At 39.3% G+C, this 25,429-nt stretch carries 18 protein-coding genes; 8 read left to right on the top strand and 10 right to left on the bottom strand.

Features of this window, described 5'->3' with window-relative positions; translation table 11 throughout:
* The 6 genes from HRT96_RS17575 to lpxM form a co-directional block, all read right to left on the bottom strand.
* Positions 1-4,092, bottom strand: a 4,092-nt coding sequence (locus HRT96_RS17575) for a beta-ketoacyl synthase N-terminal-like domain-containing protein (RefSeq protein ID WP_293159313.1), incomplete at its 3' end; no start/stop codon positions are given.
* A gap of 719 nt (positions 4,093-4,811) precedes the next feature.
* Positions 4,812-5,213, bottom strand: coding sequence for a thioesterase family protein (locus tag HRT96_RS17570; RefSeq protein WP_006031921.1), 402 nt, complete (start codon positions 5,211-5,213; stop codon positions 4,812-4,814).
* Between the two features lie 172 nt (positions 5,214-5,385).
* Positions 5,386-5,604, bottom strand: a complete 219-nt coding sequence (locus HRT96_RS17565) for a VF530 family protein (RefSeq protein WP_293159311.1) — start codon at positions 5,602-5,604, stop codon at positions 5,386-5,388.
* Positions 5,605-5,669: 65 nt separating this feature from the next.
* Positions 5,670-6,524, bottom strand: coding sequence for a patatin-like phospholipase family protein (locus HRT96_RS17560; RefSeq protein WP_293159309.1), 855 nt, complete (start codon positions 6,522-6,524; stop codon positions 5,670-5,672).
* A gap of 96 nt (positions 6,525-6,620) precedes the next feature.
* Entirely contained in the window at positions 6,621-8,033 is a 1,413-nt protein-coding gene (pykF, locus tag HRT96_RS17555; protein WP_293159307.1) for a pyruvate kinase PykF, read from the bottom strand.
* Positions 8,034-8,442: 409 nt separating this feature from the next.
* A complete protein-coding gene (lpxM, locus tag HRT96_RS17550; protein WP_293159305.1) occupies positions 8,443-9,384 on the bottom strand; it encodes a lauroyl-Kdo(2)-lipid IV(A) myristoyltransferase in 942 nt (313 codons plus the stop codon).
* Positions 9,385-9,829: 445 nt separating this feature from the next.
* On the opposite strand from lpxM, the gene asnB reads away from it, so the two are divergent.
* The 3 genes from asnB to HRT96_RS17535 all read left to right on the top strand — a co-directional run bounded on the left by asnB (position 9,830) and on the right by HRT96_RS17535 (position 13,844).
* On the top strand, positions 9,830-11,491 hold the full coding sequence (gene asnB / locus HRT96_RS17545; RefSeq protein WP_293159303.1) for an asparagine synthase B: 1,662 nt from the start codon (positions 9,830-9,832) through the stop codon (positions 11,489-11,491).
* Positions 11,492-11,688: 197 nt separating this feature from the next.
* Entirely contained in the window at positions 11,689-12,813 is a 1,125-nt protein-coding gene (locus HRT96_RS17540) for a YjgN family protein (protein WP_293159301.1), read from the top strand.
* The gene (locus HRT96_RS17535) at positions 12,810-13,844 is read left to right on the top strand and encodes a M48 family metallopeptidase (RefSeq protein ID WP_293159299.1); all 1,035 of its coding nucleotides are present in this window, start codon (positions 12,810-12,812) and stop codon (positions 13,842-13,844) included. Before HRT96_RS17540 ends, HRT96_RS17535 begins: the two co-directional genes overlap by 4 nt.
* Before the next feature lie 45 nt (positions 13,845-13,889).
* Here HRT96_RS17535 and HRT96_RS17530 read toward each other — a convergent pair whose 3' ends face one another.
* Positions 13,890-15,170, bottom strand: coding sequence for an acetyl-CoA C-acetyltransferase (locus tag HRT96_RS17530; protein ID WP_293159297.1), 1,281 nt, complete (start codon positions 15,168-15,170; stop codon positions 13,890-13,892).
* Between the two features lie 348 nt (positions 15,171-15,518).
* Here HRT96_RS17530 and HRT96_RS17525 point away from each other — a divergent pair, with 348 nt between their 5' ends.
* Entirely contained in the window at positions 15,519-16,934 is a 1,416-nt protein-coding gene (locus HRT96_RS17525) for a 3-oxoacyl-ACP reductase (protein ID WP_293159295.1), read from the top strand.
* A 107-nt stretch (positions 16,935-17,041) separates the two neighbouring features.
* Here the strand turns inward: HRT96_RS17525 and HRT96_RS17520 are convergent, their stop codons facing one another.
* Positions 17,042-18,151: an AraC family transcriptional regulator gene (locus tag HRT96_RS17520; RefSeq protein WP_293159293.1), complete on the bottom strand. Its 1,110-nt coding sequence runs from the start codon at positions 18,149-18,151 to the stop codon at positions 17,042-17,044.
* Positions 18,152-18,234: 83 nt separating this feature from the next.
* Here HRT96_RS17520 and HRT96_RS17515 point away from each other — a divergent pair, with 83 nt between their 5' ends.
* The 3 genes from HRT96_RS17515 (at position 18,235) to HRT96_RS17505 (ending at position 21,348) form a co-directional block, all read left to right on the top strand.
* The gene (locus tag HRT96_RS17515; protein ID WP_293159314.1) at positions 18,235-18,687 is read left to right on the top strand and encodes a hypothetical protein; all 453 of its coding nucleotides are present in this window, start codon (positions 18,235-18,237) and stop codon (positions 18,685-18,687) included.
* Between the two features lie 3 nt (positions 18,688-18,690).
* Positions 18,691-20,373, top strand: a complete 1,683-nt coding sequence (locus HRT96_RS17510) for a long-chain-acyl-CoA synthetase (protein WP_293159291.1) — start codon at positions 18,691-18,693, stop codon at positions 20,371-20,373.
* A 237-nt stretch (positions 20,374-20,610) separates the two neighbouring features.
* Positions 20,611-21,348: a copper homeostasis protein CutC gene (locus HRT96_RS17505; protein WP_293159289.1), complete on the top strand. Its 738-nt coding sequence runs from the start codon at positions 20,611-20,613 to the stop codon at positions 21,346-21,348.
* 52 nt (positions 21,349-21,400) lie between these two features.
* Here the strand turns inward: HRT96_RS17505 and HRT96_RS17500 are convergent, their stop codons facing one another.
* A complete protein-coding gene (locus HRT96_RS17500; RefSeq protein ID WP_293159287.1) occupies positions 21,401-21,724 on the bottom strand; it encodes an NGG1p interacting factor NIF3 in 324 nt (107 codons plus the stop codon).
* 111 nt (positions 21,725-21,835) lie between these two features.
* Between HRT96_RS17500 and HRT96_RS17495 the strand changes: the two genes are divergently transcribed.
* On the top strand, positions 21,836-22,627 hold the full coding sequence (locus HRT96_RS17495; RefSeq protein ID WP_293159285.1) for an ion transporter: 792 nt from the start codon (positions 21,836-21,838) through the stop codon (positions 22,625-22,627).
* A gap of 18 nt (positions 22,628-22,645) precedes the next feature.
* Here HRT96_RS17495 and HRT96_RS17490 read toward each other — a convergent pair whose 3' ends face one another.
* The gene (locus HRT96_RS17490; protein WP_293159283.1) at positions 22,646-25,357 is read right to left on the bottom strand and encodes an ATP-binding protein; all 2,712 of its coding nucleotides are present in this window, start codon (positions 25,355-25,357) and stop codon (positions 22,646-22,648) included.
* Between the last annotated feature and the right edge of the window lie 72 nt (positions 25,358-25,429).

The raw sequence follows: 25,429 nt of genomic DNA, 5'->3' as shown, positions 1-25,429 counted from the left end.
GTCCATGCTCAGTTCAAGCATGTCTGTTGGATAACCAGTCTTATCGGCCACCACTTCCATCATTACTGTTTGGATGTGGTTTAAATCGATACCAGGTGCTGAACTTGCTGCTACAGGCGCCTTGCTCTGCATGTAACTAACGATTTCACCTAAGGTGCGTAATTCAGCTAGGTCTTCTGGGTTTAGCTCAGGTAAATCAGTAATGATCTCCTGTACTGCACCTAAGATTTCAACCCGTTTGATTGAATCAATACCTAAGTCAGCTTCCATATCCATGCTCAGTTCAAGCATGTCTGTCGGATAACCGGTTTTATCAGCAACCACTTCCAGCATTACATTTTGGATGTGGGCTAAATCAATGCCGGCAACCGCAGGTACAACAACTGATTCAGTCACAGTTGCAGGGCTAAGTTGTTGTTCAGCCACGACAGCAACCAATGCAGGTGCAGATGTTGCAACCACCGCTGGAGAACTCACAGGTGTAGGCGCTAATGCCACAGTTTGTACTGCAACGGCCGCACTATTTGCAACATTAGATACAACATTAGTCACGGTATTTACTACAACAGGACTTGCCACGTTATCATTAACTACCGGAGTTGTTGGCGATACTGGCTGTTGTGGCGTATTCAATGCCGGTGCAATGACGTTAGCTTCAGCACCCGTGAGCATGGTATTCATGTTACTAGTCTGATTGTTCAGATAAATTGCATGCACACGCAGAGTTTCAGATTGGAACTCGTTATACATAGACAAAGTACGATCTAAACTTTCTGGTAATTCATTGTTTGTTTGCGCTGCAAGTACCGCTTGAACAGTTTTAGCATAGTCTTGTGGGCCCTGCATAAACTGCTCATGCACGCTTAATAATTGCTGCTGGTGCTGAACAAACTGACTAACACTGCGTTCGATAGAGGCAACAAGGTCGGCATCACTGTTGCTAGTGACATTGTTAACAACAGCGCTGTTAATGACATTATTAACGACATTGCTATTATTTTTCGATGCAAGTGAACCATCAGCATTAACGTAGACTATCTTCTCTACTTCAACGATTCTTTCTACTATCTTCTCAACTTCAACGATCTTTTCAATCACTTGAGGCTGTGGCACAGCAACAGGTGCAGCTTTCGCTTGTTTCACCGTCCAACCATCGGTTAACGCATCTTCAAATGCTTTTTTAGTTTTCGGACTCACATACGACGCAGCAGACAATTTCATCACCATAGGTGACGCTTTTGGCGCAGTTAATGGACGCTTAACCGCATCAAACGGGTCAATATTTTCTAACGTGACACCAAGCACGGCCATCTGCAACGCAGCTTGACGCATTTGCACATCAGCAGGTTGTTTTGGATTCGCATTTACAGCGATTGCAACAACATCAGATTTGTCATTAAGAATATTTTCAACCAATTTAGTTAACACATTCTTCGGACCAAATTCGATAAAGATGCGGCCACCATCTGCATAGATATTGTCAATTTCTTGATTGAAATGGACAGATTCCAATATATGCTTTTTCAGGCTTTTCTTAATTTCGGTCGGTTTATTTGAATGGACTAAACCGGTACCGTTTGCAAAGACTGGGATTGTAGGTGCTTTAAACTTAGCGCTATCAATCGCTTTGGCAAATGGCTTTTGAGCATGCCCCACTAATGGGGTATGGAACGCAGCGGATACAGGTAAAGGTACAACTTTGAAACCAGCCTTACCCAGCGCTGTAATAGCAACAGTAACTTGTTCGCTCGTCCCAGCAATAACCACTTGGTTATTAGAGTTGTAGTTAGCAATAGAAACATCATCAATCGAATCGATGATCACCGCAACTTGCTGTGGGTCGCCCACGACAGCCGCCATTTTACCGGCATCAAAATCTTGTTGCTCTGGCGCCGCCATTGCTTGACCACGGCTACGCGCCAACATCATGTAATCACTGTCGCTTAATACGTCAGCTGCCCATAATGCCGTTAATTCACCAAAACTGTGACCGGCAGTAAAGTCAGCTTTGAAACCGGCTTGTTGGAAAGTTTTAAACAGACCAACACTCAAGTAACCAATCGCGGGTTGTGCATGTTGAGTTAAACGCAATTGCTCTTCTTGTAACTTACGATCCGCATCTGTATATACAGGGATCGGATAAGTGATCGCAGACAACTGACCTAAACCAGCAATACTGAATTCTTTATCCATCGCCGTCGCACTATCCATCATGCTTGGGAAGTTACACGTTAACTCACGGCCCATGTTCACATATTGCGAACCCTGTCCGGAGAATAACGCGACAACTTTACCATTGGCATCAATACCCGCTTGGCGATAATAAATGCCCGTTGGTACTGACCATGTAGCTTTATCTGCATTCACGTTGAATTGTTTCAACGCCGCATCAATCATCACAATGGCTTCGTTGGCATTACGTGCAACAAAACCTAAACGCGCTTGGTCTGCTGATGGCGTTTTTAATGGCCAGCTAGTCACTAAATCGTTAAACGCAAACGTCTGCAGATCAGACTCTACTGCTAGCTTAGTACGCCAGTTATTTAATTCTGCAATAATACCCGGTTGGTTAGTCGCAGAGATAAGGACGGTTTGCGAGACTGAGTTTAAGCGATAAGCGCTATCATGGCTCGGGCGATACTCTTCTAATACAATGTGGAAATTAGTACCACCAAAACCGAATGAGCTAATACCCGCACGGCGTGGAATACCATCTTCACGTGGCATCCAAGGACGCGTTTCACTGTTTAAATACATCGGGCTATTTTTGATATCCAAGGCTTCACTTGGTTTATCGATATGTATAGTCGCGGGTAAAATTTTATGATGCAGTGCTAATGCTGCTTTGATCATGCCCGCAGAACCTGCCGCAGCTTTGGTATGACCAATTTGCGATTTAACCGAGCCTAACGCAATATGCTGTTTCTTATCACTCGCGGCACCAAAGTGTTTGGTTAAACCACTAAATTCGGCTGCATCACCAGCTTTCGTACCCGTACCGTGACCTTCAATTAAGCCACATGTTTCCGGTGCAAAACCAGCATCTTCATAAGCACGTTTAAGCGCTTTAGCTTGACCATCTGGACGCGGTGCATAAATAGATTTGAAACGACCATCAGAAGACGTGCCGATACCTTTAAGGACAGAATAGATTCTATCGCCATCGCGTTCAGCATCTTCAAGGCGTTTAAACGCCAGCATACCAATACCTTCACCCACCAGCATCCCTTTTGAATCGTCATCAAACGGACGGATATCATCATTGGTGGTAAAGGCTGGGGTTTTTGAGAATGACATATACATGAATGGTGAGTTATCACAACATACACCACCCGAGATCATCACTTCTGAACGGTAATCCAGTAAGTCTGAAATCGCCATCTTAATTGCTGCTAGGGAGCCAGCACACGCCGCATCAACCACACAGTTAGTACCGCCAAAGTCGAAGCGATTGGCAATTCGACCGGCAATAACGTTACCTAACATACCAGGGAATGAATTCTCTTCCCAACCTATGTAGGCTTTTTTGAATTTTTCGATGATCATTTCGCGATCATCTTCATCGATGCCTGAGGCTTTTAATACTTTTTCTAACACTGGGCCTTGCAGGCGAGCAGTTAACGGTGAAATTTGTTTCTGACCACCACCAACACCTAGCGTGATACCAATTTTATCATGGTCATAATCACTGCCAATACCCGCATCACTTAATACATCGCGTGCCACGATTAATGACAGCAGTTGAGCGATATCAGTGAGCTCTAGGATATTTGGCGGCAGGCCAAACTCCATCGGATCAAAATCTAGTTCAGGAATGAAACCACCGCGTTTGCAGTATGTCTTGTCTGCGGCTTTTTTATCTGCCGAGTAATGGTCGTCAATATTCCAGCGGTCGCTAGGTATATCGATAATAGCATCCACAGAGTCGACTATATTATCCCAGAATTGGTCCAGATTTTTCGCGTCAGCAAAAACTGATGCCATACCGATAATTGCGATTGGACATTCTTGCAAACGTGAATTTAATCGTTGATCATCGTTACTTAACACATCCTTGCCGTGCTTAACCGATGTGGTGTTCTTTTTAGCCATTGTGTTATTGCTCCTGTAAGGATCTTCCTGCACTAAAAACAATGCTCATTAAACGTTCATTTGAACACTAAGCTAATCGCTTGAGCGTACAAGTGTACTCTTAAAGTGCGAAAAAAATCTACCGTCATTTCATTTCACATAAAATAAATTCGGTAGAGTTAATTATTTTAAATTTTATCCCAATAGTCAGCATTGAACTTTACCGTCCAACGCCAGCATATCTATTATTTACATCTGCAATAATATACACAGGATTAAAAACCAACTCAAATACACTAAATTTGTCTTGCGCCGGACTCATCAGATCAGAAGATAACTGGAAATAGCTGATTCAGAATTATAAAAAACAGCATATTTATGCATTTAAACGCCGTTTTAACTGCATAATCAGTCATAAACATGACGTTTCAGCTAGAAACGTGCTTCGCAAAAACAACCTAGGGACAAATAATTAATCTTAAATCTGCGTGACATCTCATTTTTAACACGTATTTGTTAGCTTAAACAACGTAATAAATGAGCAGAAGCTTACACTAAATTACATAACCACCGTCGCGACGTCAGAATTCAATCAGAATTCAATCAGAATTCATGATTTATAGACTAAATACTCAGTATTTAAATGTACTTATAACCGTATTTAATCCTGATAAAACTAACAAGTACATGCGATAAACGTCGCTAATAGCGATGGTCTAATCGTGACGGGAAGTCAGATATTATCCATTTACCATTGCGGTTAACACATCGTCAGGTATCGGCTGTAAACGTTTTTCTTTATCTAAGCACACCATTTCAATGTCACCGATAACAGCAGCCCTGCTTGCATTAGGACGCCACACTTCCTGACGCCAAATAGTTTTATATTTGCCGTCGAGTACAAAAGAAGTACGAATGTCACAAACTTCAGCAAACTCCACCCCATCCTGAAACGTTAAATTCGCTTTATAAACCGCAAAACCTAAGCCACGTTCATTCCATAATGTCGCTAATAAATCACTATTTATCACATGCTCACGAGCGCGTTCAAAATATTTTAAAAAGTTAGGGTGGTAAACAACGCCAGAATGATCCGTGTCTTCATAATAAATTTGTACAGGGTGATGGTATATTTTCGTCATTACTGGAATTAACCTATTTGGTCATGTATTTAAAAATATATAGCATATAAATAAATTGGAGAAATAAAAGTGCAGTATTGAACAAGGTGTCAGGTATTGACACCTTCTTTAAAATTAACCGGCAATTGCTTATCTCAATAATGAACAAAAACCGATTAACAGCAACCGAAATCTAGTCTTCAGTTACCATTTTGACATATAACGCTTCCACTTTTTCACGTGCCCAAGGTGTTTTACGCAAAAATTTAAGGCTGGATTTAACACTTGGATCATGAGTAAAACAACGAATATTAACGTAGTAGCCAAGACCATCCCAACCATATTTATCAACAAGGCTGTTAATTACTTGTTCGAGTGTCATCCCGTGAAGTGGGTTATTTATTTGAGTCATGTTTACCGTGATAAATTATTTAAGATTAATTGTTGATGAGTATAACACAAGAGTTACTAACAATATTAATGACCGAACCACCTTGTAAAGGGATTCTTTTTCGAGTTACTGTTGGCTAAACTTTCCTTTAATTCAATAATACTATCACATTGCTCTTTTGCTGCTTCGTAGCCAATCTGAAAGATTTCTCGTAATGATTTTTCGTCTGTTGTAAATGTATTGTAATTGACTAATGCTTCGGGATAAATTTGGACATCACATTGAGATAATTTCTCTAATTCAGCACCACTTCCCTGCAACGTAAATGCGCGTAATACAACGTCTTTGATACTCGACAATTCCTCAGGTTCAACTTGACGTATTGGCGACACATACACGCCGATTATTTTATCACAATCGTCTTCTATAACACTCACCGGAAAATGATTAACGATACTACCGTCAGAATAGACTTGTTCATCAATGATCATAGGTGAGAATACTAAAGGATAACTTGCCGATGCCAACAAGGCGTTAATGACGGAGCCATCTTTAAAAATATGTTCTTTTCCAAGAAGCATATTAGTAGCAACGATACGTAATTCAGGCTTAAGATGTGTAAAGCTGTCTTCCGGAATATACTTTAAAAATTCAGGGTATAATTTAGCGGGATCAATAAAACCGGCCGAGGCTCGAGTAAATTTCCAAGAGAATGGCTTAACATCAATAAAAAACTGCAATATGTCGTCGATCTCTAATCCAGAACAATAAAGTGCACCTACCATAGAGCCCGCACTCGTGCCAGCAATTAAATTTGGTCTTACCCCCTGCTCTAACAGATACTTTAATACCCCAAGGTGAGCAATGCCTTTTGCCCCGCCACCAGAAAGAACTAAGCCAATTTTATGTTTAGCACTACCCATATCTTTGATTAATCCCAATTAAGTTTACTCACTGAATATTAACTTTATCTTAAATATAGGTATAAAAAAAGAGAGCAAGCGCTCTCTTTTTTATTACAATGTCAATTTAACAACTTAAAGTTGGTGAACTGATGCCGTGTTTGTTGTGCCTGATGGTACAAGCGCACCTGAAACCATAACAACAATATCACCTTCTTTCGCTAAGCCAGTTGATAGCGCAAGTTCTTTACCTTTACGGTAAAACTCATCCGTACTATCAATTTTCTCAACGATACAAGTACTGACACCTTTAGTTAGGCATAATTGTTGCGCTGTTTTTTCGTTAGTCGTAATAGCTAAGATATTTGCTTTCGGAAAGTATTTACGTACCGACTTCGCAGATTTACCGCCGCGAGTAGCAACAACAATCAGTGGCGCGCATAACTTTTCAGTTGTTTCTACTGCACCTTTACACACAGCTTCTGTAATACGCATACTTTTTGCAACAATATTTGCACCCAATTCAGAAGACATTGAGTTATCAGTACGTTCACAGATGCTAGCCATAATAGATACAGCTTCAACCGGATATTTACCTTTCGCCGTTTCACCAGAAAGCATTACCGCATCAGTACCATCAAGTACCGCATTAGCAACATCACCTGCTTCTGCACGTGTTGGGCGCGGGTTGTTGATCATTGAATCAAGCATCTGTGTTGCTGTAATGACAACTTTACCTGCTTTATTACATTTTTTGATCATCATCTTCTGTGCCATGATCACTTCTTCAACAGGGATCTCAACACCAAGATCACCACGAGCAACCATGATACCGTCTGATTCGGCAAGGATCTCATCGAAATTATCAACACCTTCTTGGTTTTCAATTTTCGAGATGATCTGAATGTTTTCGCCACCATTATTAAATAGGATTTCGCGAATTTCTCTTACATCGTCAGCCTTACGGATGAATGATGCAGCCACAAAGTCAACTTCTTGTTCACAACCAAATGCAAGGTCTGCTTTATCTTTTTCAGATAGTGCAGGAAGACCAACACTGATATTAGGTAAGTTAACACCTTTGTTTTCACCCAATTCACCAGTATTAAGTACTGTACATTTCACTTCAGTTTCAGTCGTTGCAACTACTTTCATTTCGATCAGGCCATCATCAATAAGGATGATAGAGCCAGGATGAAGATCTTTAGCAAAACCAGGATAAGTTACTGCAACACAATTTTTATTACCAATGACAGTAATGTCTGTCGTAAAGGTAAAGTCTTGGCCGACTGTTAATGTAACGTCTTCACCATTTTCTAACTTAATTGTACGAATTTCTGGACCTTTAGTGTCCAATAGCACTGCAATTTTTTTATTTAGATTTTCACTTACTACACGGATATTTTGAATTCGTACTGAGTGCTCAGCAAAGTTACCGTGAGAGAAGTTTAAACGCATCACGTTCATGCCTGCATTAACAAGCTCTGTTAGTTTCTCTACTGATTCAGTTTTTGGACCAATTGTACAAACAATTTTAGTCTTTTTCATTCTTATAGCTCCGTATGGGATATTTTATATTTTTAAAACTTGATTTTATATTTATAGCCTAGATGAGAAAGTTACTTTATTAGTTTTGAATACGACTATAAATCAGTATTTTTTATTTAAACGAATAATTTATTGAAACGACATAGCTTTTATTGAAACGATATAGCTTTCATATGAAACCAATTGTAACAAGTATAAGTGTAAAAACATAGAGACATGTATGTAAAGAAAGACAGAATAGATACCTAGATCAAGTTTGTTTAGCTTTTTAGACTAAAAACACAGCAAGTAAAGGCTAAATCGTCATTTAATCTAATTACAGATGATTTTTTGAAGCGCATAAAAACGGGCTTTGAGGAAATAAGCACTATATCTAGGTGAGCGATATAGTGCTTAAACAACAGACTTGTTAATAGATTTTTTTACCATCCGGGCGTGTTCTTAATAATCTTAACGTCCACATGTATTGATCCACACCACATTCAATCAAAGCTTCAATCTCTTTATTCATCATGACCGCATCTTGCTCCGGGCTTTCTGATGGGAAATTTTGCATTGCCGGTCTAATAAAGGTTTCAAATTTACCTAATTTTTCATTATACGCGGCATACATAGGCACCACTGTCGCATTTGTTTTTTGCGCTAATTTACCCAACACAGGTAGCGTGGCTTTCTGAGTCGCAAACAATGGGGCAAACACACTACGTTTAGGACCATGATCTTCATCGGGTAAATAGTAACAACTTTCACCATTATTTAAGCCATGGACAAGTGCTGCTAAGCCCGCTTTTCGATGGTAAAGGCTACCACCGAATTTAGTACGTTGGCGTGTCATTAACCAATCAAATAATTCGTTTTCAGAATTATTAAACATGGAACAAAAAGGGGCGCCATAAGACACGATATGCAAACCTGAAAAATCAATTGCAAAAGTATGTGGCACTAATAAAATACACGGTTTACCTTGCTCTAACAACGGAAAGAGGTGCTCACCACCATGCACCACCATTCGATTGCGATTATAAGCAAGGCTACGTGCACTTGGTTCTGCATAGCTTAAAATCGTTTGGCAAAATGTAACCAGGTTCATCATGATAATACGATCTTGTTCAACATCATCCATTTCAGGAAAACACATAGATAAGTTTATTTTTGCAATTTTCTTACGCTTAGCCATTAATTTTAAATTGAATAATTTAGTCGCAATGAAACGAGCGAATTTATCACGCGGTTTCACTGGCATAAAAGCTAATAAGTATAAGACAACGACGCCGAACCACACTGGCCAAAACTTGGGTAGTAAAAACGTTTTTTTAAAAATAAGGTCGTACGGTTTATATTTATCAGACATACAATTTTATCAAACCTGTTTAAATTACAAAATATTACAAGACAACAAGTCAATTAGTTTATGCAGTTCTGTCTTCAAATCCAACTATTTTTTATGTTTACTCGATTATTTGAACTCTTTTAATAAATTATTAATCAATATGGATAATTATCATGATAAATTTAACTTATGTGGATTATTATGGTATCTAAAGTTATTTACTTAGTAGTACATTGAGTTGAATGGATTCAATCGTACTTACGTCTAGTTAGGATGTATATCGACCCATTTACCACATCCAATTGTCGAAACGTTGATTTTCCATGTGCTTTTTTGATGATTCCTCATTGAATTGTAACTTTTATAAAAGTTATGTCATTTTTAATTGCAATTAAATCAGAATATGGCAAATTAGACACACTATTTAGAAAGTTAGCTGCAAACGCAGCATCAGAAGGAATTAGCTATGTGCTCAATATTCGGAATTCTAGACATCAAGTCAGACATTAAACCTCTTCGTGAACAAGCCCTAAAGCTATCAAAATTATTGCGTCATCGTGGCCCAGATTGGTCAGGTATCTATACTAACGATAATGCAATTCTAGTTCATGAACGCCTTGCAATTGTTGATGTTAATAATGGTGCACAACCTTTATATAATGAAGAAAAAACCAATGTTCTCGCCGTAAATGGTGAAATATATAATCATAAAGATTTACAAAAAAACTTGAATGTTGACTTCGAATTTCAAACAGAATCAGATTGTGAAATTATTCTTGCGCTATATAAAGAAAAAGGCACACAGTTCTTAGACGATCTTAATGGTATTTTCGCTTTCGTTTTATATGACGAAGAAGAAGATGCTTACCTGATTGGTCGTGATCATATTGGTATTATCCCGCTTTATACTGGTTATGATGAACATGGTAACTTCTACGTTGCATCAGAAATGAAAGCATTAGTGCCTGTTTGTACTCAAATTGAAGAATTCCCTGCAGGTCATTACCTGTGGAGTAAAGACGGTAAGGTAACACCGTATTACCAACGTGATTGGACCGACTTTGATGCTGTGGCACAAAACGGCGGTGATAAAGAAGTTGTGAAGCAAGGCTTGGAAGAAGCGATTAAACGTCAACTAATGTGTGATGTTCCTTACGGTGTATTATTATCTGGTGGCTTAGATTCATCTGTCATTTCAGCGGTTACTCAACTGTATGCAAAACGTCGTATCGAAGACGGGGGTAAAACAGAAGCATGGTGGCCACAACTACACTCTTTCTCTGTGGGTCTTAACGGTTCGCCAGATTTAGCGGCGGCGCAGAAAGTAGCAGATCACTTAGGCACTATTCATCACTCGATTGAATTTACCGTCCAAGAAGGTATCGATGCATTACGCGATGTGATTTACCACATTGAAACATATGATGTAACGACTATTCGTGCGTCAACGCCGATGTATTTAATGGCGCGTAAGATTAAAGCCATGGGCATTAAGATGGTACTTTCTGGTGAAGGTGCTGATGAGTTGTTTGGTGGTTATTTGTATTTCCACAAAGCGCCAAATGCAAAAGAGTTCCATGAAGAAACTGTACGTAAAGTATCTAAACTGCATATGTTCGATTGCTTACGCGCGAATAAATCAATGGCAGCTTGGGGGATCGAAGCACGTGTACCTTTCTTAGATAAAGAATTTATAGATACTGCAATGCGTTTAAACCCTGAATTGAAAATGATCACGGGCGACCGTATTGAGAAAAACATCATCCGTGAAGCATTTGAAGATTTATTACCTGAAGAGATTGTATGGCGTCAAAAAGAACAATTCTCTGATGGCGTAGGTTACTCTTGGATTGACCAACTTAAAGTACACGTGGCAGAAGCGGTAACAGATCAAATGCTAGCAAGCGCAGCATATAAGTTCCCAATTAATACGCCAGATACTAAAGAAGGTTATTACTATCGAGCCATCTTTGAAGGTCACTTCCCGGGTGACTCGGCGGCTAAATGTGTACCATTTGGTAAGTCTGTAGCCTGTTCAACGGTAGAAGCATTAGCATGGGATGAAAGTTTCCAAAACAATGCAGATCCGTCTGGTCGTGCTGCGGGTGTACATAACGAAGCATACTAAGATTAATTAATCTTATCATTCAATTATTTAAACAGCACTTCGGTGCTGTTTTTTGTATGCTTTACAAACAGCTACAACAATATCGTGATTGGTTCCTCAGTTTTTCTCTTCATATTACATAGCCCCTTTTGAGTACACACGTAGCATGTTACTATAATGATAATAATTCTCATTTTTATCATTGCAAAGGAATAAATATGCACCAGTTTAAGTTTCATGGAAAAGGAAAGGAATATTTTGGTATTTGGATCGTAAATATTCTATTAAGTATTATAACGCTAGGGATCTACTCAGCATGGGCTAAAGTTCGTACCAACAAATACTTCTATGGTAATACTGAGCTTAGCGGCAGTCGATTTGATTACCTCGCACAACCTAAACAGATCTTGATTGGTCGAATCATTGCCGTTATTGCAGTTAGTATATGGGCAGCTTTAAATGCATTCTCCCCCAAAATAGCTATTGTTGTCATGCTCGCCTTCTTTCTTATTTATCCAGTTTTAGTGGTTCGCAATCTTCGTTTTGATATGAAGATGACACAATTTAGAAATGTACGTTTTAATTTTACAGGTTCTTACAAAAGTGCTTATATAGTTATGCTACTAAAACCTCTTGCGGCGTATATTGCGATAGGAGTAACCTTTGCTGTCACTTTGATCTATATTATGCCACTCTCAAAAACACTGGGGGTGATATTTTTACTTGCAATGTTTTTTATCGCTTCACCTTTCTTATTAGCTTGGGTGATGACAGCAATGAATCAATATATCATCGACAATACTGGTTATGGTAATCTACCTTTCACTACAAACTTGAAAACAGCAGAGATTTTCAAAATATCTTCGAAATCCATCATCCTTACGACACTTATTTTCGTCGCAATTGCAGTAGTATTAGTTCTGCTTAATGTGAGTATGGATAGCATATCTAATTTAAGCAAAGAGTCAGGCATCAGTGCTACATTCGTCTTTGCTTACCTAGCGATGATATTGGGTATGATGCTTTCACAGGTATATTTCACAGTTCGGATTCGTAAATATATTTTATCTGCAACTAAACTTGATAATCAAGTACAACCTATTTCAACAATGACTGTAATACCCTACCTCACCTTACTATTAACAAACCTACTGCTAATCGTATGTACCCTTGGTTTAGCTCGACCATTTACAATGATTCGACATGCACATTATATCGCATCCGTGACTCAGGTTGACGGTGACCTTTCTCTCACTAATGCAACAGACCAAATTACAAATGAATCAGGTGCTATTGCAGATGAATTATCCCAAGCGTTCGATCTAGGCATTGGCGTTATATGATAATACAAGGTAAGGCTGTTGCACCCGCATCAGCCATTACGATCACCGCTAAGCTAATACTTAATCCCGATGGCGGTATTGAGTGTGTGCTCAGCAGTGTTGATGATAACATTGTAACAACTGCAGATTCGGAGTTAAAAACAGATATAGGTAACATAACTATTTCTCGTGCTTTAGGCACTATTCCTCGTAGTCTTACATTCGTTAACGGTTGGACATTTACTGCCGATGATAATGCGAAAATTGACATCTGGCTAGGTCAACAGAATAAACAGTCCTGGTTGCATAAGCTGGAAAAAAATAGCATTGCTATTACTGCTAGTATATTACTAAGTTGTTTATCGGCTTGGTATGTAATTAACTCAGGGATCCCTGCTATCAGTGGTATGATCGCACTGTCTATCCCCCCTGTAGTCGAAAAACACCTAGCCGACTATAGTCTAGAGTATTTAGACGAGCACTACTTCACGGTATCCAAGCTATCAGCCAAAAGACAAACTGAACTTACGAACTTATTAAATAATATCAATTCAACAGCTATAGGTTATAGCGGTGAACCCAAGTTATTATTTCGATCTTTAGCAGATACGGCCAATGCGTTTACTTTAACAGATGGCACTATAATCCTAACGGATAAACTCGTCGCGCTTGTACAAGATGACCGAGCGTTAAGAGCTGTACTATTACATGAGATAGGACATCAGTATCATCATCATCTTTTAAAGCAACTCGTTGAAGTATCGATATTATCTGTACTGGTAAATTATATTGTGGGGGATGCGAGCGGTATAGGCGATACTTTGGCTAGTGCCAGTACATTATTGCTATCATTAGAGTATTCTCAGCAGGCTGAACTTGAAGCAGATAGATTCGCAGCAGAAGTTTTAATGTCCGAATATGGTTCTGTGCAACCACTAAAGCAGGTATTGATGCAACTAGAAAGTGAACCCTTAACCTCTCCAACTTGGTTACGTTCGCATCCAGACATAAGTGAACGTGTTAATGCGATAAACCTTATTGATCCTTTGTAACATCCTAAGTTCCAGCCCTTAATAAGGGCTGGATTACAATATTTATTACTTTTCTAAAATAGCCGTGATGCCTTGACCACCAGCCGCACAAATCGAGATTAAACCACGACCTGAACCTTTCTGATCAAGTAGTTGTGCTAACGTTGCAATGACACGACCACCAGTCGCCGCAAATGGGTGACCTGTAGCTAAACTACTGCCTTTCACGTTCAACTTAGTCATGTCAATTGAACCAAGCGGTGCATCAAGGCCTAACTTCTCTTTACAGAATTTTTCATCTTCCCAAGCCGCTAATGTGGCTAATACTTGAGCCGCAAATGCTTCATGAATTTCATAGAAATCGAAATCTTGTAATGTTAGACCTGCACGCTTAAGCATTTTTGGCACTGCGTATGCGGGTGCCATTAACAAACCTTCTTTTTTATCAACAAAATCGACAGCCGCGGTTTCGCCAAATGTTAAATAAGCTTGAACGGGTAAGTTGCGTTCAGCAGCCCACTCTTCACTTGCAAGTAAGACAGCGGATGCGCCATCTGTTAGATTGGTACTGTTACCCGCCGTCATCGTGCCGTTTACTTTATCAAAACAAGGTTTCAATTTAGCCAGTTTTTCAACTGTTGTATCTGCACGTAATACGTTATCTTTCGTTAGACCCGCCATCGGCGAAACTAACGTATCGAAGAAACCTTCTTCGTATGCCGCCGCTAATTTTTGATGACTTGCACATGCTAATTCATCTTGTGCTTCACGTGAGATATTCCACTCTTTCGCGGTCACTTGACAATGATCGCCCATCGCCATTTTAGTACGCGGTTCTTTATTCGCAGGCGTTAATGGTACAAAATGTTTAAGACGTAGACGAGAAAGCGCACTCAAGCGTTGTTTACCCGTTTTAGCACGGTTCAACTCAAGTAAAACACTGCGCATACCTTCACTTACTGCAATCGGGGCGTCAGACGTGGTATCAGAACCACCAGCAATGCCGGCTTCGATTTGACCAAGTGCAATCTTGTTGGCTACTTGAATTGCAGCAGCTAAACCTGTACCACAAGCTTGCTGAATATCATAACAAGGCGTTTCAGGTGCGAGACCGGCACTTAATACTGCTTCACGTGTCAAGTTAAAATCACGAGAGTGTTTAATAACTGCACCCGCGACAACTTCACCAAGCTGTTCACCGCGTAGGTTATATTTTACTACTAAACCACGGATACTTTCCGTTAACATGTCTTGATTACTTAGTTTCGAATATGCTGTATTTGAGCGTGCAAACGGGATACGGTTACCGCCGATAATTGCAACTCTTCTTACTGTTTGACCTGTCATGGTTTATTCCTTTAATTTAGATGATATGCCCGCAGCACATTAGACTTTAGATACATTAATGTAACATTGTTGATACAAGTTTAAAATGAAAACTCTAATTTGGTTGATTGTTCACCACTGTCTACCTAGATAGGTAAAGGTAGCACCTTTATGACCACTGGTGTATTCACCATTGATGATTACATAATCAAAGTCCGAATATTATTTAGGTATACTATAACAATTTATTAGACGTTAAACTGGTCAAATTATAATGCAGCTTTGGCATATAGGTCATAGTAATGCAGTGATTTTTAACACATGCTCAGTATCTTTATTGATGTTGTTCACTATAACAAGGATTAGAAAATGACAGATACTTATGCAAAACTCGCTAATGGAAAGTGGACATCAGGTTTATTCAAAGCACTTAATCTTCCACAGCCTGTTACGTTAACACGTTATTCCCAAGGCTCAGATCTCATCTCAGGTCACTTACTCATTGGCGCGGCAAGCAACAGTGAATTAGTTAAACCCATCATTGAAACATTTAGGGATGCTAAACTCGCTATTTCTTATCCTAATAGCACACAGCAGTTAGCTAACCTTAATGATCAGTTTAATGCCGCATCCCTAAGCGCGACGCCAATCAGTCTGAATACTGTCGCTAAATCAGATAAATTCAACGGTATTATATTTGATGCCTCAGGTATTAAGACGAGTAACCAATTGAGTGCGTTACACCGTTTTTTTCAACCTGTAATTAAACAACTAGCACCCTGCAGTAGAGTTATCGTTTTAGGCCGTCCGAGTGAATACCTTGGAGAGGTGAGCTACGCTACTGCTCAACGTGCTTTAGAGGGATTTTGTCGTAGCTTAGCCAAGGAGATAGGCAAAAATGGCAGCACCTGCCAACTTATCTATGTTCAACCTGGTAGTGATGCATTGTTATCGGCCCCACTCCGCTTCTTAGCCTCGGCAAAATCCGCGTATATATCAGCACAAGTCATTAATGTAAAACCAGGTGCGATTCAGGGCGCAGTCCACTATTCTAAACCCTTGCAAGGCAAAATAGCGCTTGTTACTGGTGCCTCACGTGGTATTGGCGCTGCGATTGCAGAAACACTTAGTCGTGATGGTGCACATGTCATTTGTTTAGATATTCCAGCATTGAAACAAGACCTTGAGAAAATAGCGACTCGCTTAAAAGGCAGCAGCATTGTTGCAGATATTACCTCTGCGGATGCACCCGCTATTATTGCCGAATTTGTACGTGAACATCCGCTTGATATCATTGTTCATAATGCCGGAGTAACAAAAGACAAGACCCTAGCCCGTATGACCAATAATCACTGGGACGTACTCATGGATATTAATTTGTCGGCAATGGAAAGAATCAATGAACGGTTATTAAACGATAATATGTTGAATGAATATGGTCGTATTATTTGTGTGTCGTCGATGAGTGGGATTGCCGGTAACTTTGGTCAGACTAATTATGCGACGTCTAAGGCCGCAGTCATTGGCTATGTCAACGCAATGCAAAAACCACTTGCTGAAAAACACATCACCATTAATGCGGTTGCGCCCGGTTTTATTGAAACTAAAATGACCGCTGCAATTCCGTTTACCGTACGTGAAGCAGGCCGTCGGATGAATTCATTAAAGCAAGGCGGTAAACCAATTGATGTCGCTGAAGCTATTGCCTTTTTTGCCCAACCGCAAGCAGCCGGGATCACAGGTAATACCATTCGAATTTGTGGTCAATCGTTAATTGGTGCTTAGAGAGGCGTAAATTGAGTAATAGCTGCGAGGTTGATGAAAAGCAGCTATTACTTGTAGATTAAAGACGTCTAGATTAACTACTTCTAAATTAAACACTTCTTGAATAATTAATCGTTAACCCGCTTACTACGGCGATATTCAATCGGCGTCATTTGTACCCAACGCTTAAATGCACGATAAAAAGTACTTGGCTCTGAGAAACCCGTTAGATATACAATCTGATCGATTGATTCATCCGTATTCGCCAACAGTTTTTTTGATAACTCACAACGAAAATCAGCTAATATTTGGTTAAAGTTATATTCAATATCAGCTAACTTAGCTCTTAACATGCGTGGTTTCATATCAAGCTCAGTGGCGACACTTTCTAACGTTACAACACCGGATTCAAGCTGTTGCGCGATCACACGGCGAACCTTATCCACAATATCTTGCAGTTCTAACTTGGCAATTTTGCGACTTGCTAACTGCTCATGTAGTGCAAACAGTTCAGGTTCTGCATGTGATGAAGGGCGATCAAGTAAATCAGCCTCGAAATAAATATAATTGTCAGCAGCAGAAAACTCAAGTGGACACGGGAATACGCTAGTATATGCAGTTAAGTCCTCAGGGCTTGAATGAGCAAAGGCTATTTTATTGGCTTGGAATTCGCCATCAGTTACGTGCTGGCAAAATTTAAACATACCAATAATCAAACAATCATTCAAATGACGATTAGCATCTTCAGTCACCCCATCTAAATTAACAGACAACCTCGCCACATCGCCTTCAATTTTAATTGAAACACTTGCCGCATCGCTAATCAGCCTAAAGTATTTTGTTGCGCGCTCCCAGCCGGTACCGAATGTTGGGCTGCTCAGAAAAAGATACTGTAGCACCTGACCTGTAAACACTGGCATGCGCTTACTAAGTGAAATACCTATATTCGGATCTTTTGTTACATCTTCGAGGACTTGCCAGAAATGTGCTTGCGCATGATTAGGGGTACGCAAATCTTTATCATTCAACACATCTTCACTAATGTTACAACGAGAGAGTACTTCGACTACATCGATATCTAACTCTTTCATTGCCTCATAAGCAATGCGTAACAACACACCCGCATCTTGCATAATTATTCCACTTCTTAGCATTAAATCTTCATTCAGAACAATCACTTTAACACTATCAAACGTTTGAGTAACCAGTTTAGCCGAAGTATTTGACCGAACTGCCATAAACCGATTATTCATTCGCCAATTTAACTTCCACCTCAATTCATTAACATAACCATTACATTTGTTTAAGGGTTTATTTATTGATGAGCACTAACCAGATCATACACTTAAACAAACAACCTTTTATCCCGCTGTTATACGCTAAAGCAGTGCTCAATTCGATCATAAAAACGGCGACAAACACCTTGTCAACAGGTCCTTTTACCCAGCAATATAGCGTGAGTGGTCAATCCATCAATAGCAATAATTTACAACGCTATATTCAATGTTGCAGATACCGAATTTCAGGATTTAAGTCAACAATTATACATGGCATGTTAGCGAAGGCTCGAGTGCTTGCACAGTTAGAAACGTTTATTGATATTCAACATATTAGTATTGATGTTCAATTTAAAAGTGCTATTTTTTTACCCTCTCAGGTTTGTTTAAACGTCGCATTATCACCGCAGAACAATACATTTAGTTTAATAAATGCAAATAATCGCGTGACCCATCTGTCTGGTGTCATTTATCCTCGACTTAATAAAACGAACTAGCTTATGACTGTTATAACCGGCAAACAATTATTCAAAAGTACAATCAATATATTAAAGACGCCAAAGCCAATAATTAAAGGTCTGTGGCACTTGCAGCAAGCAAAGCCAGAACGATTCATGTCTATTGGTTTGTTACTAGAGAAACAAGCGGTTAACAACTCTGATTTAGTCGCAATACAGTTCAAAGATCAACGTTTTAGCTATGAAGAACTTAATAAACAAGCAAATCAATATGCGCATTTTCTGCATGAATACGGCATTAGCAAGAATGACAAAGTAGCAGTAATGCTCGATAATCGCCCTGAAACGATTATCATTGCGCTCGCCGTTGTAAAGCTTGGTGCAATTGCTTGTATGATTAATACCTCTCAACGCAACGCGATCCTCGAGCATAGTCTTGCCGTTGTCGAAACGAAATTACTTATCGCAGATGAAATATATATACCGGTCATCAATAACATTAAAGCTAATTTACCTTCGACGTTACAACAGAATCTATTTTATATTCCAGCATTAGCAGCATCAGAGACCACGGTTGAGTTTAGAGATATATCTAAGCAGGTGGCCAATTATTCAGTATTAAACCCTGACTCAACGGCTAAGATTCAACTTAAAGATTCTGCATTTTATATTTTCACATCAGGTACAACAGGGCTGCCAAAAGCAGCAAAAATGAGTCACCATCGCTGGTTTAAATCGATGGCAGGTATGGGCATGGCATCGTTACGCCTAACCGCTGACGACGTATTGTACCTATCCTTACCCTTGTACCATAACAACGCGATTACGGTTTCATTAAGCGCAGTATTGGGGAATGCGGCAACACTTGCTCTGTCTGAAAAATTCAGTTCAAGTCGATTTTGGAATGAAATACGGGCTCATAAAGCCACTGCATTTACCTATATCGGCGAGCTTTGTCGCTATCTATTAAATGTGCCCGCCCAAGATAACGATAAACAACATGGCGTTAAAAAAATCATTGGTAATGGTTTACGCCCTGAGATTTGGGATGAATTCCAGCAGCGCTTTGGCATCGAGCATATCAACGAATTCTACGGGGCAAGTGAATGCAACCTAGTATTCTCAAATGCCTTAAATTTACCTCATACCGCGGGGGTTACACCACTTGCTTTTACCGTGGTGCAATATGATATTGACAATGACCAACCCGTTTATAATAGCGCAGGGAAAATGATCAAAGTCAAAACGGGTGACGTCGGTTTATTATTAACGAAGATAACGAAGCGTTCACCATTTGATGGCTATACCAATGAAAAAGAAAGTAATAAAAAATTATTTAAATCGGTACTAAAAGATGGCGACTGCTATTTTAACACTGGTGATCTGGTCAATTACCAAGGTTTCCGCCATATCGCCTTTGTCGATAGATTAGGTGATACATTCCGATGGAAGGGTGAAAATGTCGCGACGACGCAAGTCGAAGGCCAAATCAATGATTTTAATCAGATCGAACAGAGCGTAGCCTATGGGGTTGAACTTCCTCATCATGATGGTCGAGCAGGAATGGTCGCGCTTACTTTAAATTGCCCAATTGAAGCATTTTCAGCGTCTAAATTCTATCAGCATGTCATTTCTGTACTGCCAAGCTACGCGCAACCTATATTTGTACGTCTACGCACACAGCAAGACATGACAGGTACCTTTAAATACAAAAAACAGAGTTAAAAAAGGAATCATACCGACCTAACACTGCCGAAGAAATTATTCTCATAAAACATCCGGGGCAGAACTGCTACACGACTTTAGATAACAACGCGATAGATGCAATTGAGCAAAAGCAACTGTCTTTCTAGCAATATTTACTCGTAATCATTGATCTAGGCGACCTAAGTCGTCTTTTACGCTTCCATATTATATACAACTACCTATGCTTGTTAAATTATTTTTGATAACGAGAAACATATGACGATTACAATAGAGGTATGTGTCGATAATATAGAGTCACTGCTTACGGCTCAACAATCTGGTGCTAACCGTATTGAGTTGTGCTCAGCATTAGCGCTGGGGGGATTAACTCCCAATGCAGGCTTTGTTCAAAAATCGATTGATCTGACGACAATCCCTCTTTACACCATCATTCGTCCTCGCGCGGGAGATTTTGTATATAGCGAACAAGAAATTGATATTATGGTTTCCGACATCAAATTCATGAAGCTACTTGGTATCGAGGGCGTTGTCATCGGTGCACTAACCTCAGATGGAGATATTGATGAAGCGGCATTAAAACGCTTAATGTCAGCATCTCGAGATATTGGCGTCACTTTCCATCGTGCATTTGATTTGTGTAATGATCCTAAACAAGCCTTGGAGATCTTAATAAACGCGGGCTGTGAACGAATCTTAACTTCAGGACAACAAGCTAAAGCAGAACAAGGCTGTGAGTTGATCAAACAATTAGTAGCTCAGGCTGATGGCAGAATTAGTATCATGCCCGGCGCAGGCGTTAACCCCAAAAATGCTAAAAAAATCATCGCGCTCACGCAAGTGAAAGAACTGCACTTATCAGGAAAAACCACTAGAAAAAGCGCAATGAAACTTAATTCAGCAGTTCAAATGGGAACCAAAGCTGAGGCCGATAGTTTAATATCGATTACTTGTGCAAAAACAATTTCTGAACTAGTCAATGTGGTTAATAATTAAACGCTCGACGCTAATGCCATAACTTCAGAAATGTCGTTAGATCAATCATATCCTAAAGTAAATCATCAAGATTAAATGTTTGCAGGATATGATAAGCAGGTTCTTCATAAGGGTGAGCAGAAATTAACGCGGTAATTGCAGCCCTTATATTCTCAGTACCACACACCATTTCAACCCGAAACTCATCGACTAATTCAATCTCATCAAGCTTACCTATATGCGGTTGACTACCCTGTAAGGGCTTAAACTGACCAGTACCTAAACATTGCCAAGCACAACTATCATAATCACCAATAGTTCCAGCACCCGCTTTAAAGAGCGCTTCTTTCACCCTCTGCACATTTACTTGCGGCACATAAAAAACAATCACGAACATAAATATATCCTACTGTAACGACACCTATTCACTAAGCTATTATAAAAAAATTTTGTTTTGCTGCCTAGTTACGTTTATATTAATAAAATCAATGAACCGAGGCGCTAACTTGTGGAAACCAAAATCAAAACTGACGTTGAAAGTAATAGTGATGTAAACCCCTTCCAGATTTTTATGCTGATCTTATCACTGCATGTTGTGGTCTCATCTCTACTGCAACTAATCTTTACCTTTTCAAGTAGCGTGAACGAAATATTAACAAGTGTGGACAACACTATTTGTTTATTCTTTTTCACTGATTTTATCATTCGCCTTTATCAAGCTGATAATAAACTACAGTTTATGAAATGGGGCTGGATTGACTTATTGTCGAGTATACCAATGGTCGAGCAGCTGCAATTTATTCGCATCATTCGAATTGCTCGAGTTTTAAGATCTATCCAAAATATCCGCTCATCCAAAGTCATGTTCAAGATGATCTTTGAGCATCGCTTTAAAGCTACCTTTTCATTAGTAGCAGCATTATCATTTATCCTACTGACCTTTGGTGCTATCGGTATTTTATTATTAGAGCAAGGACAAGTAGGCAGTAACATCAACAACGGTATCGATGCGCTTTGGTGGTCATTCGTGACGATAACAACGGTTGGGTATGGCGATTATTACCCAGTGACAACAGGCGGACGTATTATTGCAGCGCTATTAATGACTGCTGGTGTCGGTTTATTCGGTACCTTTACCGGGTTCATTTCGTCATGGTTTGTTGATGGTGGAGACCTGTCGACAAGACCTCGAGCGCCAAGTACCGACGTATTACATGACGAAATTTCTGAATTGAAGCAGGATATTGCCGAACTCAAAATATTGATTGTTCAGCAATCCCATAACCTTGATTCTAAATAAACACCACCCAGTATCTGATTAGGCGGCGCTTGCTAGCCGCTCAATTTTGTCGATGAGTACGTCTTTCTTGAAAGGTTTAGCGACATAGTCATTCATGCCAACATCAAAACAGCGTTGAATATCCGCATCCAGTACGCTTGCAGTAAGGGCTATGATCGGTATTGGCCCAAGCGAACACAATTTTTCCCATTCTCGAATTTGTTCTGTTGCTGTAAAGCCATCCATTATCGGCATCATACAATCCATCAAGATTGCTTTATATTTATGCTGTCCAGAAGATACCATCTCGACAGCTTCTTTACCGTTATTGGCAACATGACTATCGTACCCACACTGTTTGAGCAGTAATGTCGCGACTTTTTGATTTATTAAATTATCTTCGACAACCAAGATAAGCGAATTATCGGTTATGCTTATATCCTTTTCCATCTGCAGATGTTGCTCTAAAGTCGCCTCTTCGGACAAACTAGCTGCAATACTCGTTTGTGACTCACGTTGATTTTCTAGCGCTAAATTCATTACTTTTAATAATCGATGGCCAAGTAATGGCATGGTAACTACACCATCAATCCGGCTGTCGAAATCGTACTTATCATCGGCATGTGATTGTACCAACAAAAAGCTGTATTTTAGGGCCCGTTGACTTAAAAAATCTATATCCTTTAAGGTCAATTTAATACTGTTTTGGCAATATATGAGCAACTGATTAGCATCTTGATCTTCTACCCGATTATTTATCGCTCGGCTGTTAAATAAATCTTGCGTATAGGCCACCGTCGTTATATCAGTTATATTATTACGAGATAATTCTGCGCATATAACGTCACTGAAAACCATTTCATTACTAATAATTGTCACCTTGGTATTTGTGGGGACGATTTTCTGAACCCGAACTTCGGCAGTACATTCTGCTTCAATAGTGAAATAAAAGTTGCTTCCCTGCCCTTTGGCAGAATCAACGCCAATTTCCCCACCCATTAGTTCAACTAACTGAGTACTAATCGCCAAACCCAACCCCGTACCGCCGAATTGACGCGTAATAGAACCGTCTTCTTGTGTAAAAGGTTCGAAAATTTTCTGTTGTTTATCTTCTTCTATCCCAGTACCTGTATCTGTCACTGAGAAATACAACTCAGCGCTGGAATTTTCAATTAATTTACTACCGAGTGTTAAGCTAACTTGACCGCTGTCGGTAAACTTAACGGCATTGGATAATAAATTCATCAATACCTGACGTAATCTATGTTCATCAAGTAATAACTCATTCGGCAGTTCGGGGGGAATATTAACACTAAAATCGAGATTCTTAGCTGCGGCACTCGGGGTAATAATAGCCACGGTATCATAAATAACTTCTCGTAAATTACAGCTATGATTCGTTATCGCAAGGTGTCCGGATTCAATCTTAGAAAAATCCAGAATGTCATTAATCAATATAAGTAATGTTTGCGATGAATTTTCAATAATGGCAAGGTGGTCTTGCTGAGATGGTGTCAATTTGGTATTTGACAAGATATTAGACATACCGATCACGCCGTTTAACGGTGTTCTAATCTCATGTGACATATTGGCTAAAAATGAACTCTTAGCCACATTTGCTTGTTCTGCAGCTTCCTTAGCTTGGATTATTTGTTTTTCATTGATGTAACGTTCTTCAATAAGATTATTCAACATTTTTGCGAATGCACTAAACTCATCATTGCCGTCTATTTTTATTTTTAATGAATAATCATGTTTCTCTTCGATACGGGTTAACGTGGTTATAATTTCTTTCAAATTACCAAGAATACGTTGTATTAACATCCAGCCGAAATAACTTGCACACATCAATAGTGAAATAATAAAAATAGAAAATACGACAACATGCATTTTTGCTTCAGCAACTTTAGCTTTAATCTTAACGGATAAGAGCCCCCCAACATTAGCAACAACCTCGCTAATAAGTGCTAACCGCTTATCTAACGCAGATATATCATAATCGCTCGCATTGGCTTGGAAATGTCCATTCTGGATCAAATTACGTAATGCATAACTATCGGTAAAGGCCTGGTCAGAAAAAGTACTCTGTAACAGAGAAATCTGATTATTATCGGCACTTATCGCGATGAAACGTTCAATAAAAAGTTGTTGTCTTTCTACAATCGGCGGTAACAATACTTTTGCATCGCCCTCTATACCTCTAACGATTAGATTTATATACCAATTTTCTTCATTTGCCCAAAAATAAAGCCATTGCAGCTGATATAATACTTCTAGATTATTTTGTATTTCTTGATCATCAAGCTCAAGATGATTTCTTTCTAATATAAGCAGTAATTGACTTGTCGAATCTGATATCCAACTTGACCAATCATTAATATCCTCAGCACTCAAAAAGGCAAACTCTTCCTCTACCCCTTCTAAATCAAATAATAGATCCATTGCATTGCTATCATCTTGTAGGGCTAAAGGAGCTAATACTTTTAATTTTCTTATTGAAGTAGTAAATGCACCAAGATTTTCTTCATTAATGACATTACTCGCTGACAACTTACTCACCCTTAAAGAATGTAGTAATGAATTAAACTGTAATGACTCTGCCAATAATTCAATTCTCGATTTCAACTTATCAAGTTGACCTAACGTAGACACAGACTCACTGACTCGATCGCCAATCAACAACGTGAGTAATAATAATGGGCATAATAATAAGATTATCAGCCGTTTTTTGATCGATAGCGTATTAAGCATAAGTTTTTGACTTCCATGTAAAAATTTATTTGTTATTTGCTCTCATTCTTACTAACTTAAATGATAGGTAAT

This window comes from Moritella sp., from assembly GCF_013215705.1.
Lineage (GTDB): Bacteria > Pseudomonadota > Gammaproteobacteria > Enterobacterales > Moritellaceae > Moritella.
The sequence above is the reverse complement of the archived record's forward strand: the minus strand, read 5'-3'. Positions and strand labels throughout refer to the sequence as shown.

Excerpts from the sequence above, each read along its gene's own strand:
- HRT96_RS17570 (WP_006031921.1), bottom strand. The coding sequence starts at position 5,213 with ATGACGAAAATATACCATCACCCTGTACAAATTTATTATGAAGACACG.
- HRT96_RS17565 (WP_293159311.1), bottom strand. The coding sequence starts at position 5,604 with ATGACTCAAATAAATAACCCACTTCACGGGATGACACTCGAACAAGTA.
- pykF (WP_293159307.1), bottom strand. The coding sequence starts at position 8,033 with ATGAAAAAGACTAAAATTGTTTGTACAATTGGTCCAAAAACTGAATCA.
- lpxM (WP_293159305.1), bottom strand. The coding sequence starts at position 9,384 with ATGTCTGATAAATATAAACCGTACGACCTTATTTTTAAAAAAACGTTT.
- asnB (WP_293159303.1), top strand. The coding sequence starts at position 9,830 with ATGTGCTCAATATTCGGAATTCTAGACATCAAGTCAGACATTAAACCT.
- HRT96_RS17540 (WP_293159301.1), top strand. The coding sequence starts at position 11,689 with ATGCACCAGTTTAAGTTTCATGGAAAAGGAAAGGAATATTTTGGTATT.
- HRT96_RS17535 (WP_293159299.1), top strand. The coding sequence starts at position 12,810 with ATGATAATACAAGGTAAGGCTGTTGCACCCGCATCAGCCATTACGATC.
- HRT96_RS17530 (WP_293159297.1), bottom strand. The coding sequence starts at position 15,170 with ATGACAGGTCAAACAGTAAGAAGAGTTGCAATTATCGGCGGTAACCGT.
- HRT96_RS17525 (WP_293159295.1), top strand. The coding sequence starts at position 15,519 with ATGACAGATACTTATGCAAAACTCGCTAATGGAAAGTGGACATCAGGT.
- HRT96_RS17520 (WP_293159293.1), bottom strand. The coding sequence starts at position 18,151 with ATGGCAGTTCGGTCAAATACTTCGGCTAAACTGGTTACTCAAACGTTT.
- HRT96_RS17515 (WP_293159314.1), top strand. The coding sequence starts at position 18,235 with ATGAGCACTAACCAGATCATACACTTAAACAAACAACCTTTTATCCCG.
- HRT96_RS17510 (WP_293159291.1), top strand. The coding sequence starts at position 18,691 with ATGACTGTTATAACCGGCAAACAATTATTCAAAAGTACAATCAATATA.
- HRT96_RS17505 (WP_293159289.1), top strand. The coding sequence starts at position 20,611 with ATGACGATTACAATAGAGGTATGTGTCGATAATATAGAGTCACTGCTT.
- HRT96_RS17500 (WP_293159287.1), bottom strand. The coding sequence starts at position 21,724 with ATGTTCGTGATTGTTTTTTATGTGCCGCAAGTAAATGTGCAGAGGGTG.
- HRT96_RS17490 (WP_293159283.1), bottom strand. The coding sequence starts at position 25,357 with ATGCTTAATACGCTATCGATCAAAAAACGGCTGATAATCTTATTATTA.